A 12,553-nucleotide genomic window follows, 5' to 3' on the forward strand; every position below is an offset into this window, starting at 1 on the left:
ACACAGATAAATCATTCAGCGCACTGCGGCCACTGCGCCAGTGCCTGCGTCGGCAGCCCTACCCGCCGACACGCGCGCGCGGCGATGCCGTCGTGCAGTGCGACCCGGAACAGCGGCGCCACCTGCTGCAGCAGCCAGGCCGGCACCGCCGGGCCGGTGCGCTGCAGCCGTGCCTGCCGCAGCAGGGCGCTGGCCCACGGCGGCAGCAGTGCCGCGCCTGCCCCCAGGAACAGTTCCCGCGACAGCCCCGGCGCCGGCACCGGCAGGCGCAGGCCGGACAGCACCGCCAGCACCTCGCGCGAACGCGCATCCACCCGCAGCAGCGGCCGCTGCCGCTCGAAATAGGCCAGCACCGCCGCCTCGCTGGCCGGAACCGCGCGCGCGCCCAGCGCTTCGGCCACGCGCCGGCCTTCGTCGTAGTAGCGGTCGGCGATCGCGGTCGGCACCGCGCGGCAATAGCGGCGGTAGCCCTGCAGGAATCCGTAGGCCTCGGTCACGTGCACCCAGGTCAGCAGCGCCGGATCGTCGGCCGCATAGGCGCGCCCGTCGGGCGTGTGGCCGCGCACCCGCGCATGGATCGCGCGCACGCGGGCGATCTGGCGCTGCGCCGCATCCGTGGGCGCGTAGCTGGTGGCGGCAACGAACTGGGTGGTGCGGCGCAGGCGCCCGACCAGGTCCTCGCGGAAGTTGGAGTGGTCGTAGACCCCGGCCAGCGCCAGCGGGTGCAGGGTCTGCAGCAGCAGCGCACACAGCCCGCCGGCCAGCATCCCGGGAAACTCGGCATGGATGCGCCAGGTGACGCTGTCCGGACCGAACAGGCCCACATCGCCGAGCGGCTGGTCGTAGTCGATGGCGTCGCGTTCGCGCGGGAACGCGCCCAGCACCCAGCGGCGGATCTGGGTGGTGGCCGGAGCGGAAAGGGTGCGCAGCAGCGAAGGCATGCCCCGATGGTAGCGGAGGCGGCGCCAGCGCCGTGCGATGGCGTATGGCGCGCGCGGGCCGCTCTGCATGTGCGACCGCAGCATGCACTTTGCGGCCGCTGTGCTAGAAAGAAGCTGCCTCAAGATCGCCCGCCGACGTTCCGCGTCCGTCACCGCATCTGCAAGGAGCTCGTCATGATCGCTTTGTTCAAGGGGTTGGGATTGCTGCTCGAGGACAACGCGCTGCACCAGCGCTCGTTTCCCGAACAGGTCGCGCACTGGCAGCACAAGAGCGAGGCGCAGATCCGCGAAGAGGTGGCGTTGCTGGCCAAGGCCAAGCAGCAGTGGCTGGTGGCCTCGATCATCGGTTGGCAGGCGATCTCGCTGATCCTGCTCGGCGTGATCACCGCGCAGTTGTGGCAGCACGACTACCACCTGACGTTCTCGCGCATCGTCATCGTGGTCACCTCGTGGGTGGCGATCCTGTTCGTGATCTGGTTCATCGCCAACATGTTCGACCGCACCGCCGGTTTCGAGCGCTGGCTCACCGCGTTCAACAGCCGCGAACCGCTGTCGGCCGATGCCGATACCGTGGAATGCGTGGCCGACGCGCTGAACATGGCGCGCAAGTATCCGGAGATCCTCGCCTACAAGCGCGAGGTGGTGGCCAACCGCGAACTGCGCCACGAGGACATCCGGATCATGCGCGAGATGGGCCGCATCCGCCTGCATGCCGAACTGGTCGCCTCGCTGATCCAGTTCGAAGGCATCCCGCCCGGTGGCCAGCCCGGCGTGTTCCGCGTGGCCGGCTGAGCCCGCCGCGCGCCCGCGCGACGCGCACCACCTCAACGGCGTCACCGCGCCGCAAAGCGACCGCACCGGCGGTCGCTTTGCGTTTGTGGACAGCGCGGCACAGCCCGGACCACGCACGCCCAGTACGCACGCCTGCCGCGCAGCGTGCACTCCGCCGTGCCGCGGCCGCGGGCATTCCCAAGGCCGCTCTCGCGAAATATAATCATTCTCGATTAGAACTTTCGCCCCCACGGTCTCGATGACACTGCACCCCCTCTCCTGCGCCTGCCTGCTGGGCATGGCGCTGTCCCTGCCTGCGCATGCTGCCAGTGCCGACACTGCCACGGACGCCGATAGCGGCGCCGATGCCGCGCAGGCCACCGCCCTGCCCGCGGTGCAGGTGCGTGCCGACGCGCAGAGCGGTTTCCGCGCCACCGGACCGGTGCAGGCCGACAAGTCCGATGCGCCGCTGGCGCAGACGCCGTTCTCGATCACCGTGGTGCCGCGCGCGCTGTTGGACAGCCAGCAGGCGCTGAGCCTGTCCGACGCCCTGCACAACGTCTCCGGGGTGGTCGCCAACACCTACGGCCGGCGCGGCTGGGACGATCTGATCATCCGCGGCCAGACCGCCTCCGATTCGCTGTTCGTCGATGGCCTGCGCACCGCCGACAGCAACCGCGTGGCCGAGCAGTTGTTCGGCGTGCAGCAGGTGGAAGTGCTGAAGGGCCCGGCCTCGCTGCTGTACGGGCAGGTGCTGCCCGGCGGCCTGGTCAACCTGATCAGCAAGCGCCCCGGCGCCGAGCCGATGCGGCGGATCGACCTGGGCGTGGGCAGCGACGGCCTGCGCCAGGGCAGCGTGGATCTCAACCAGCCGCTGTCGGCCGACGGCAAGGTGGCGCTGCGCCTCAACGGGCTGGCGATGAACAGCGACGACCCCACCGACCACGTGTATTTCCGCAGCCGCTGGATCGCGCCGTCGCTGTCGCTGGACCTGGGCCCGCGCACCGACTTCGTGCTGCTGACCAGCTACCAGGAACGCGACTACATCCGCCAGCAGGGCCTGCCCTGGGAAGGCAGCGCCGAACCCAACCGCAACGGCAAAATCGACCGCGCGCTGTTCACCGGCGAACCCGGGCAGCGGCCGTACCACAGCCACCAGAGCCGGATCGGCTACGTGCTCGATCACCGCTTCGACAATGGCTGGACCCTGCACCACGCCGCGCGCTGGCAAAGCTTCGGGCTGGACGGGTTCCTGATCGCCAACAACGGCCTGGCCGCCAACCTGCGCACCCTGCGCCGCACCGCCACCCAGCAACAGTTCGACGGTCGCACCTGGGTGCAGGACACCTACCTGCAGGGCGGCTTCGCCACCGGCACCTGGCAGCACACGGTCACCGCCGGCCTGGACGCGTTCAAGACCTGGGAATGGAACGTGCAGTCGACCTGCCGCGTCGGCAACCTCGACGTATACGCGCCGGTCTACGGCAGCGCCGTGGTCTGCCCCGCCCGGCCCACCCGCGACAACCTCAGCGTGGTGACCTCGGGCGGCCTGTACCTGCGCGACCGAATCCAGTTCGCACCGGACTGGCAGTTGCTGCTGGGCCTGCGCCACGATCGCAGCCGCAACCAGAGCGAGGACCGGCTGGCCGGCAGCGACACCCGTACCGACAACAGCGCGACCACGGGCTCGGCAGCGCTGATGTTCGACGCCGGTGGCGGGCTGCGCCCGTATGTCAGCGTCGCCACCTCGTTCTATCCCAACGTCGGCGTCGACGCGCAGGGCGCACAGTTCGATCCCGAGCGCGGCCGCCAGGTGGAACTTGGCGTCAAGATGGAAGTGGGCAGCGGCACCAGCCTGAGCATGGCGCTGTACGACCTGCGCCGGCGCAACGTGCTGCAGAGCGATCCGTTCAACGACGGCTACAGCATCGCCGTGGGCGAACAGCGCAGCCGCGGCCTGGAACTCAACGCCGCCGCCGACCTGGGCGATGGGCTGAGCCTGTTCGGCGGCTACGCCTATACCGATGCGGTGGTCACCGACGACGGTGGGCAACGCGTCAGCACGGTCGGCAGCCGCCTGTACAACGTGCCGCGGCACAGCGGCTCGCTGTGGCTGCAGTACACCGCCCACGGCATGGCCGACGGCTGGAGCGTCAGCGGCGGCGCCCGCGCCGAGGGCGAGAAGACCGCCTACGGCCATCGCATTCCCGGCTACCTGGTGTTCGATGCCGGCCTGGGCTACCGCCAGGGCCATTGGCGCTACGCGCTGAACCTGAAGAACGCCTTCGACCGCGACTACTTCACCGGCGGCCTGCAGCGCGCGGTGGCCCTGGGCGATCCGCGCACCCTGCTGTTCTCGGTGGGCGTGGATTACTGACTGGGTGGGTGGCGTCGCTGCGCACGACGCGATGCAGTTCGTGCCAGCGTGCTGTGGGATCGCGGGACAGCGTCCTGTGGAAGCGGCTTCGGTCGCGACGCGAGACGTCATCCGGCAGTTCCGTTGCCGATGCGTCGGGACTGAAGTCCCTCCCACAACAGCGACGGGCTGATTGCGCCATTCGGATGCAAGGGCGGATGCGGCGACGCGATGCATCGGTCGACCTCGCATCCGGGTCGCGGCTGAAGCCGCTCCTACGCGGTACTTGGTGCGATCCGAACATCGGCAGCGTAGGAGCGGCTTCAGCCGCGACGCACGACGTCATTCGACAGATTCCCGGCAATGCCACTCGGCGGCTTCAGCCGCAACCCGCGACGTCCGACAGCTCCGCGGTAACGCTTCCTGTGGGAGCGACTTCAGTCGCGACGCGGGACGTCGTCCGGAAGCTTCGTTGCACGCACTGTCGGGACTGAAGTCCCTCCCACAACAGCCGCGGTCATCGTGACATCGCTGGACGTGTCGGAAGTTCGTATCGATCGTTCCTTCCCTGCCGCCCCTCACTCCCGCCCGCAGGCCGACGCCGAAGCATCCGACACCACGCACTGGCGGAAGTCGCGTGGCAGCCCGGCGATCTCGCGGCGCTGGCCGACCGCCAGATCGAAGGCCTGCAGCACGCGCGGACTGCATGCAGCGCGCTCGCTGTCGGGCGCCGCCTGCGCTGCCGTGCAGGCGGCATAGACCTGGTAGTGGCAGCGCCCGCTGCGGCTGTCGAGGCAACGGAACGTGGCCAGGCCATCGCGGTAGGTGGTCCGGCTGAAGATCTGCGGCACGCCGCGGTCGCTGGCCTGCACCACCGTCTCGCGGCGGGCGCCCGTGGACAGGTCCAGATCGGCATGTCCCTGGCAGCCGAACAGGCCGAGCAGGCACGACCACAGCAAGGAGAGCAGGCGCATGACCGAGATTCCTTTTCCAGGGCGAAGCGAAGGGGCTGCGCGGCTACATGCCGCGGAACAGGCTCATGTACGGCTGGCTGACGGTCAGGACCTCGTCGCGGTGGCGCAGCTTCAGCCGGCCTTTGCCGGTGTCCTCGCGCACCACCGAGGCCACCGCCTTGAGGTTGACGATGGTGGAGCGGTGGATCTGCCGGAACGCGGTCGGATCGAGCACGTCCAGCAACTCGCGCAGCGAGGTGCGCAGCACCGCCTCGCCGTCGCGGGTGAGCACCGTGGTGTACTTGCTGTCGGCCTGGAAATACAGCACGTCGTCGAGCAGGATCAGCCGCGTCTCGCGGCCGCTGCTGGCGGTGACCCAGGCCAGCGGCGGCGGCGCCGACGGCGCGGCCGGGCGCTGCTGCAGGCGCTGCAGCAAGGCATCGAGCACCGCCGGATCCGGCCCCTGCGCCGCACGCGCCTGCAGCCGCTGCACCGTGGCCTGCAGGCGTTCGCGCACGATCGGCTTGAGCAGGTAGTCCACCGCGCCGTGTTCGAACGCATCGATGGCGTACTGGTCATAGGCGGTGACGAACACCACCTGCGTGTGCGGGCTCAGTTCGCCCAGCGCACGCGCCACCTCGATGCCGCTCAGCCCGGGCATGCGGATGTCCAGGAACGCCACCTGCGGCTGCAGTTCGGCCAGGCGTTCCAGCGCGCTGGCACCGTCTTCGCACTCGGCGACGATGCGCAGCTGCGGCCACACCTCGCCCAGCAACGCGACCAGCGCATCGCGCAGCAGGGTTTCGTCCTCGGCGACGATCGCGTCAGTCATGGTGCGCTCCCGTGTGCATCGCCACCGGTGGCGGCGGTGGCGCTGGCGGCGGTGTCTGCGTCGTCCGCGCCGGCCACGGCAGGGTGATGGTGGCGGCCACGCCGCTGGGGAAGTTGGAGACGATGGCGAAGCTCGCCGCGCCGCCATAGGTCAGGCGCAGCCGTTCGCGCAGGTTCTTCAGGCCGATGCCGGTGCCGCTGGACTGGGTGTTGAAGCCCAGGCCGTCGTCGGCCACGGTCAGGGTGACGTGGTCGTCGACCGCGCGCGCCAGGATCCAGATGGTGCCGCCGCCGGGCTTGGGTTCCAGACCGTGCTTGATCGCGTTCTCCACCAGCGTCTGCAGCATCATCGACGGCAGCGGCAGCGTCTTCATCGTCTCCGGCACCTGCACCTGCAGTTGCAGGCGCGCGCCCATGCGGATGCGCAGGATCTCCAGGTAGGCCTGGGTCCGTTCCAGTTCGTCGCCGAGCGCACTCATCGCGTCCTCGGCGCTGGGCAGCGAGCGCCGCAGATACTGGATCAGGTAACCCAGCATCAGGTCGGCGCGCGGCGGATCGGTCCGCGCCAGCACCTGCGCACTGGCCAGCGTGTTGTAGAGGAAATGCGGCTCGACCTGGGCGTGCAGCAGGTTCAGCCGCGCCACGGTCAGTTCCTGCTCGGTGGCGGCCTGGGCGGCGGCGGCCTGCTCGTCGCGGCGCAGCTCGGCCACGCGCCGCGCCAGCGCGCGGCCCAAGGCTTCGGCGTTCTCGTAGTTGCTGCCTTCGTCGACCGCGAACAGGTCGATCCAGGCGCTGGCGTCCGGCTCCAGCAGCAGGGTCAGGCTGCTGGTGCCGGTGCCCGGGGTCACCGTCGCCAGCACCTGGTTGCGCTTGACCGCGAAGCGCGCGGCCAGGTTCCAGCGCGACGGCGGGCGGCCGTTGTACGGATCGATGCGGCGCACCTTGGCGCGCACCTGCAGGCTGTCCAGCGTGCTTTCCACCTCCTCCACCCGCGGCAGCTCGCGCACGGCCGCATCCAGCAGTGCGAACGCCTCGTGGGTGTCCAGCGGAATCTCGATCTGGCGCCGCTGGCGGCTGGCCAGGGTGCCCCAGTCCAGGCGTCCGGCGATCAGCCAGACCTTGCGCAGGTGGGTGATGCCGGCGATCAGCGCCGACAGCATCAACAGCATCGCCAACAGGCCGAACAGCCAGCCTGGCCCGGAGTTCATGCCGTAGAACAACCCGGCCCAGACGAAGGCGGCCACGATCACCGCGCCGGCCCAGGCGCACAACAGGCGAACGAGGAAGAACAGGCTGGCGAGCATGGCGGCCGGGGGTTGGGGAGTTCCGGCGAGGATAGCCGCGGCGTCGCGCAGCGCCAGCGGCGTGCGACGAAACCGCCGCTGGCATGGATGGAGCCCGACCTTGGCAGGACGAAACCGCAGCCCAGCCGCACGCAAAGGCGGCGGCGCCATTCCAGGCGACAGCGCGCCCTACAGCCGGCTGACGCTGCGGATGCGGATCTCGCTGCTGTCCACCCCGTGGCGTTGCGCCGCCTGCGCGCGCAGGCGGCCCAGCAGCCGCTCCGGATCCAGCGGCGCCGGCTCGGCCCAGGTGTGCGCCAGCGTGCCCCAGGCCACGCGCTGGCCGAAGCTGTAGGCCTCGTAGTCGGCCAGGTAGTGGCGCGCGCGCTCAGGTGCCGACGTGGACATCGCCTTCGTAGCCGTTGCAGCCCAGGTGTTCGAGGGCGATCGACAGCGCCAGCGCGTAGCCCTGCGCGCAGTAGCCGCCGACCTGGCCTAGCCGCTGCCCCGAGGCCGCGCACAGGCAGGCTTCGCGGCGATCGCTGGCATCGTCGTGCACTTCCACGTAGGGCCGGCGCAGATGCGCCACCGCGTCGGCGGTGACGGCGCTGTCCGAACACGCGCCCGGATCCAGCAGCAGCATCTCCACCCCGGCCTGGTCGGCCTGGGCCAGCGCCTGCAGCAGTTCGCGCTCGCTGGCGCAGCCGCGCACGGCCAGGGTCTTGCCGGCGCGGCCGGCATGGGCGAGCAGTTGCCGCATCACCGGCGCGGCAATGCGGGCCGGGCGGCCGCGATGGCCGGCCACGCAATCCGGACCACGAAGCAACAGGATCGACATGGCGGCGCCCTCAGTTGGCCAGCGCCGCGCGCGCGCCGAGCCGGCGCTGCGCCACGCCCAGGGCGATGGCATAGCTGTCGGCGAGCGCGCCGTTGGCGATCACCGTCAGCAACGGCGCGTGCCGCGGGTGCAGCAGCGGTTCCAGCGCCTGCGCGCTGGCGTCGTGCACCTCGATGTACGGGTGGCCCAGCGCCTCCAGCGCCGCGCACAGCTGCGCGCCGTGGTCGGCCAGCTCCGACGCCGGCAACTCGCCGGAGTCCAGCAGCACCAGTTCGGTGTCGTCGCACGCGCCTTGCCGCAGCCGCGCCACGATCTGCGCGGCATCGGCGCAGGCCACCGGCACCACCTGCGCAGCATGGGACGCGGCCAGACACTGCGCCGCGGCAATGGCCGACGCATCGCGATGCGGGCCCTGGATCAGCAGAATCGACATGGAACACACCCATCGGGGAAGACGGAGCGCAGTCTGTGCCTGAGCGGCGTAAGCGTTCCATGCCGATGGAGGGCGTGGGGCGTAAAGTCTTTGTAAGGCCGGGATTCGGGATTGGGGATTGGGGATTCGCAAAAGCGGATGGCGGCGCTGCGCCTCCACCAATCCCAAATCCCCAATCCCGAATCCCTGCTTCTAAGCCAATCCCCAATCCCGAATCCCCAATCCCAGCTTTATGCGATCATCCCCGGCTTCCCGCAGCCACCGCCGCCCGGACCCGCCATGACCCACTCCGCTCTGCGCCGCGATGTCGGCCCGTTCGCCCTGATGCTGACCGGCCTCGGCTCGATCATCGGCTCCGGTTGGCTGTTCGGTGCCTGGCGCGCCGCCGGGCTGGCCGGTCCCGGTGCGATCTGGGCCTGGGTGCTGGGCGCGGCGATCGTCACCACCATCGCCCTGGCCTATGCCGAGCTGGGCGCGATGTTCCCCGAGTCCGGCGGCATGGTCCGCTACAGCCACTACTCGCACGGCTCGCTGGTCGGCTTCATCGCCGGCTGGGCCAACTGGATCGCGATCGTGTCGGTGATCCCGGTGGAGGCGGAGGCCTCGGTGCAGTACATGGCGTCCTGGCCGTGGCAGTGGGCGCAGGATCTGTACGTGCAGCAGCCCGGCGGCGCCGGCGAACTGTCGGTGCCCGGGCTGTGCATCGCCGCGGTGCTGGTGCTGGTGTATTTCCTGCTGAACTTCTGGAGCGTCAAGCTGTTCGCGCGCTCCAACAGCCTGATCACCGTGTTCAAGCTGGTGGTGCCGGCGCTCACCGGCGTGGCGCTGATCGCCAGCGGTTTCCACAGCGAGAACTTCAGCGTCGGCCTGCACGGCGGCAGCCACACCATCGACTTCGCCGCGGTGCTCACCGCAGTGGCCACCGCCGGCATCGTGTTCAGCTTCAACGGCTTCCAGAGCCCGGTGAACCTGGCCGGCGAGGCGCGCAATCCCGGGCGCAGCATCCCGTTCGCGGTGCTCGGCTCGATCGCGCTGGCCACGGTGGTCTACGTGCTGCTGCAGGTCGCCTACCTGGGCGCGGTGCCGCCGGACCTGCTGGCCAAGGCCGGCTGGCACGGCATCGACTTCCGCTCGCCGTTCGCGCAGCTGGCGATCATCGTCAACCTGCACTGGCTGGCGATGCTGCTGTACGTGGACGCCTTCGTCAGCCCCAGCGGCACCGGCATCACCTACACCGCCACCACCGCGCGGATGATCTACGGCATGGAGCGCAACGGCACCATGCCCAAGGTACTGGGCCGGGTGCATCCGACCTGGGGCGTGCCGCGCCCGGCGATGTTCTTCAACCTGCTGGTGTCCTACCTGTTCCTGTTCTTCTTCCGCGGCTGGGGCACGCTGGCGGCGGTGATCTCGGTGGCCACCATCATTTCCTACCTGACCGGCCCGATCAGCGCCATGGCGCTGCGCAAGCACGCGCCGGAGATGCACCGCCCGCTGCGCATCGCCGGCCTGCCGGTGCTGGCCGCGGCGGCCTTCGTGCTGGCCACCGAACTGCTGTACTGGGCGCGCTGGCCGCTGACCGGCGAGATCATCCTGCTGATGCTGGTGGCCCTACCGGTGTACGCCTACTACCAGCAGCGCGACGGCTGGAAGGATTTCCGCCGGCACCTGCGCGGCGCCAGTTGGCTGATCGCCTACCTGCCGACCATCGCCCTGCTGTCGTGGGCCGGCAGCACCACCTTCGGCGGCCACGGCTACCTGTCCTACGGGCCGGACCTGGTGGTGGTCGGCGTGGTCGCGCTGGGCTTCTACTTCTGGGGCGTGCGCGCCGGCTGGCGCACCCCGTCGCTGCAGCAGGCCAGCGCCGGCTGAGCCGCGGCGGCGCTCAGCCGCCGCGCAGGAATTGCAGCGCGCGCGACAGCAGCGCGGCGCCGACGAAACCGGCCAGGGCGCACAGGCCCACCGCGATGACGCCCTGGTGGGACGGGTCGTCGCGTCTGTCGAACAAGGCCAGCGCCGCGGCGACGCAGACCGCCGAGGTGCCGGCGCCGATCAGGCCGATGCGCAGATGCGCGCGCCAGCCGCGCAGGCGCGGCCAGGCGCGTGCGGCGAACAGACCGGTCAACAGCGCCGGCAAGGCGCCGAAGACATAGGAAAACATCGCCATCAGCAGGAGCAGCAGCAGCGGAGCGCTGACGCCACTGCCCTCTCCCCAGGTCATCGCGATCGCCACCGGCAGCCCGACCACCACGGTCCCGAGCGGCGGGCCGACGAACAGGAAGGTCATGACCACGCCGACGCCGACCAGCCAGCGCGGCAGCGGGTCGTTGCCCGCTTCCGCGTCGAACGGGTCGACCTCGTGCGCGCGTGCGTCCGGGGCCGCCTGCGACGCAGGCGGCAACGGGTCGTGGCTCACTGCTTGGCGGGCGCCGCCTGGCGCTGCGCGGCGCTGGCGTCGCGGGCGGCGCGGAACTCGGAGTCGCGGCTCCAGTTCGGCCACTGCGGCGAATTGGCCAGTTCCTCACCCAGGGTGTACAGCACCTGCATGTCGCGCGCGGCGCCGGCGAAGGTCCAGCTCGGCTGCCATTCGTCGCCGGGCTGGTGGTAGCGCTTGGCGGTGTAGTCGTCCGAGGCGGCCTTGCCGGCGGCAACGCCGCCGTCCACCCAGTCCTGGCCAGCGGCGAAGGACAGCGCCGGCACGCCGCGCTTGGCGAAGGAGAAGTGGTCGGAGCGGAAGAAATAGCCGGCTTCCGGCTTGGGATCGGGCGTGTAGCGCAGGTCCCAACCCTTGGCCACGCGCTTGAGGTCGTCGAGCAGCTCCAGCTTGGCGGTGCCGTAGATGCCGAAATCGCGCGAGGGTCCGAACGGGCTCATGCCGTCCATGTTGATCACCGCCACCGTGCGCGCCAGCGGGTACAGCGGCTTGGAGGCGTAGTACTCCGAGCCGAGCAGGCCCTTCTCCTCGGCGGTGACCGACATGAACACCACCGAGCGCTGCGGCGCCGGGCCCTTGGCGAAGGCGCGGGCCAGTTCCAGCAGCGCGGCGACGCCGCTGGCGTTGTCCAGCGCGCCGTTGAAGATGCGGTCGCCCTTGGCGTCGGGCGCGCCCACGCCCAGGTGATCCCAGTGCGCGGTGTAGATGAGGGTCTCGTCCGGCCGGGTCTTGCCGGGCAGCCGCGCGACCACGTTGTGCGAGGTGATCACCTCCGACTTCACCGCGTAGTCGGCGTACAGGCGCTCGCCCTTCAGCTCCACCGGCTTGAAGTCGCGCGACTGCGCCTGCTTCTTCAGCGCATCGAAATCCAGCCCGGCGCGCTTGAACAGGTCCACCGCCAGGTCGCGCTGGATCCAGCCCTCCAGTTCCGGGTGCACCGACTTGGGATCGTCGCGGACCACGTCGAACATGCTGTTGGTGTTGGAGTTGGCGACGGTGGCCCAGCCGTAGGAGGCCGGTGCGGTCTCGTGCACGATCAGCACGCCGGCCGCGCCCTGCCGCGCGCCTTCCTCGAACTTGTAGGTCCAGCGGCCGTAGTAGGTCATGCCCTTGCCGTCGAACGCGCCCTTGCCGGTCTCGAAATCGGGGTCGTTGATCAGCACCACCGCGATCTTGCCCTTCAGGTCCACGCCCTTGAAGTCGTCCCAGCCGCGCTCGGGCGCCTTGACGCCGTAGCCGACGAACACCAGCGGCGCGCCGTCCAGGCTGACCTGGCTGCTGCCGTCGAGCGCGGCGCGCACGGCGATCTGCTGGCCCTGGGTCAGGGCCTGGCGCTGGTCGCCGCTGGCGATCGCCAGGCGCGGCGTGCCGACGATGTCGGCGCGGCGCAGCGGCACCGCCTGCGTCCACAGGCGCTTGCCGTCGCGCAGGTCGCCGCCAGGCTGCAGGCCGGCCGCCTGGAACTGCGCGCTCAGGTAGGCCACGGTCTTCTCCTCGCCCGCCGAACCCGGGGCGCGGCCCTCGTAGGCGTCGGAGGCCAGCGTCTTGACGTCGTTGGACAGGCGCTGGGTATCGAAGGTCGGTGCGGACGGCGGCGCCGCCAGGCAGGCGCCGGACAGCGCCAGGGCCAGCAGGCTCACGATCGGTTGTTTCACGGGGTTCCCCTCGGCAGACACAAAGAGCATCGAGTGTAGCGGCGCCCGCCCCGGGCCG

At 70.4% G+C, this 12,553-nt stretch carries 12 protein-coding genes; 3 read left to right on the forward strand and 9 right to left on the reverse strand.

Annotated elements, in window-relative coordinates; genetic code table 11:
* Positions 1–11 precede the first annotated feature (11 nt).
* A complete protein-coding gene (locus AC1PK7_RS19050; protein ID WP_481099144.1) occupies positions 12–941 on the reverse strand; it encodes an oxygenase MpaB family protein in 930 nt (309 codons plus the stop codon).
* A 174-nt stretch (positions 942–1,115) separates the two neighbouring features.
* Here AC1PK7_RS19050 and AC1PK7_RS19055 point away from each other — a divergent pair, with 174 nt between their 5' ends.
* Together AC1PK7_RS19055 and AC1PK7_RS19060 are read left to right on the forward strand one after the other, a co-directional pair.
* Positions 1,116–1,733: a hypothetical protein gene (locus AC1PK7_RS19055; protein ID WP_481099145.1), complete on the forward strand. Its 618-nt coding sequence runs from the start codon at positions 1,116–1,118 to the stop codon at positions 1,731–1,733.
* Positions 1,734–1,971: 238 nt separating this feature from the next.
* Positions 1,972–4,089 carry a TonB-dependent siderophore receptor gene (locus tag AC1PK7_RS19060; RefSeq protein ID WP_481099146.1) on the forward strand — a complete coding sequence of 706 codons (2,118 nt, stop codon included), beginning with the start codon at positions 1,972–1,974 and terminating at the stop codon, positions 4,087–4,089.
* A gap of 557 nt (positions 4,090–4,646) precedes the next feature.
* Here the strand turns inward: AC1PK7_RS19060 and AC1PK7_RS19065 are convergent.
* The 6 genes from AC1PK7_RS19065 to AC1PK7_RS19090 all read right to left on the reverse strand — a co-directional run bounded on the left by AC1PK7_RS19065 (position 4,647) and on the right by AC1PK7_RS19090 (position 8,406).
* Positions 4,647–5,042: a hypothetical protein gene (locus tag AC1PK7_RS19065; RefSeq protein WP_481099147.1), complete on the reverse strand. Its 396-nt coding sequence runs from the start codon at positions 5,040–5,042 to the stop codon at positions 4,647–4,649.
* A gap of 43 nt (positions 5,043–5,085) precedes the next feature.
* Positions 5,086–5,853 carry a LytR/AlgR family response regulator transcription factor gene (locus tag AC1PK7_RS19070; protein ID WP_481099148.1) on the reverse strand — a complete coding sequence of 256 codons (768 nt, stop codon included), beginning with the start codon at positions 5,851–5,853 and terminating at the stop codon, positions 5,086–5,088.
* Positions 5,846–7,156 (reverse strand): sensor histidine kinase, encoded by a 1,311-nt coding sequence (locus AC1PK7_RS19075; RefSeq protein WP_481099149.1) that lies wholly within the window; start codon positions 7,154–7,156, stop codon positions 5,846–5,848. Before AC1PK7_RS19075 ends, AC1PK7_RS19070 begins: the two co-directional genes overlap by 8 nt.
* Before the next feature lie 168 nt (positions 7,157–7,324).
* A complete protein-coding gene (locus AC1PK7_RS19080; RefSeq protein WP_019802179.1) occupies positions 7,325–7,543 on the reverse strand; it encodes a hypothetical protein in 219 nt (72 codons plus the stop codon).
* Positions 7,524–7,973 carry a type II 3-dehydroquinate dehydratase gene (locus tag AC1PK7_RS19085; protein ID WP_010343672.1) on the reverse strand — a complete coding sequence of 150 codons (450 nt, stop codon included), beginning with the start codon at positions 7,971–7,973 and terminating at the stop codon, positions 7,524–7,526. The genes AC1PK7_RS19080 and AC1PK7_RS19085 overlap by 20 nt, the downstream gene beginning before the upstream one ends.
* A gap of 10 nt (positions 7,974–7,983) precedes the next feature.
* Positions 7,984–8,406: a hypothetical protein gene (locus tag AC1PK7_RS19090; RefSeq protein WP_160946232.1), complete on the reverse strand. Its 423-nt coding sequence runs from the start codon at positions 8,404–8,406 to the stop codon at positions 7,984–7,986.
* A 279-nt stretch (positions 8,407–8,685) separates the two neighbouring features.
* Here AC1PK7_RS19090 and AC1PK7_RS19095 point away from each other — a divergent pair, with 279 nt between their 5' ends.
* Complete coding sequence (locus AC1PK7_RS19095) at positions 8,686–10,278, forward strand: APC family permease (protein ID WP_355501123.1); 1,593 nt, start codon at positions 8,686–8,688, stop codon at positions 10,276–10,278.
* Positions 10,279–10,291: 13 nt separating this feature from the next.
* Here the strand turns inward: AC1PK7_RS19095 and AC1PK7_RS19100 are convergent, their stop codons facing one another.
* Positions 10,292–10,822 carry a hypothetical protein gene (locus tag AC1PK7_RS19100; RefSeq protein WP_481099150.1) on the reverse strand — a complete coding sequence of 177 codons (531 nt, stop codon included), beginning with the start codon at positions 10,820–10,822 and terminating at the stop codon, positions 10,292–10,294.
* Positions 10,819–12,495 carry a M28 family metallopeptidase gene (locus AC1PK7_RS19105; protein ID WP_481099151.1) on the reverse strand — a complete coding sequence of 559 codons (1,677 nt, stop codon included), beginning with the start codon at positions 12,493–12,495 and terminating at the stop codon, positions 10,819–10,821. Before AC1PK7_RS19105 ends, AC1PK7_RS19100 begins: the two co-directional genes overlap by 4 nt.
* Between the last annotated feature and the right edge of the window lie 58 nt (positions 12,496–12,553).

It is taken from the genome of Xanthomonas sp. NCPPB 3174, assembly GCF_056725205.1.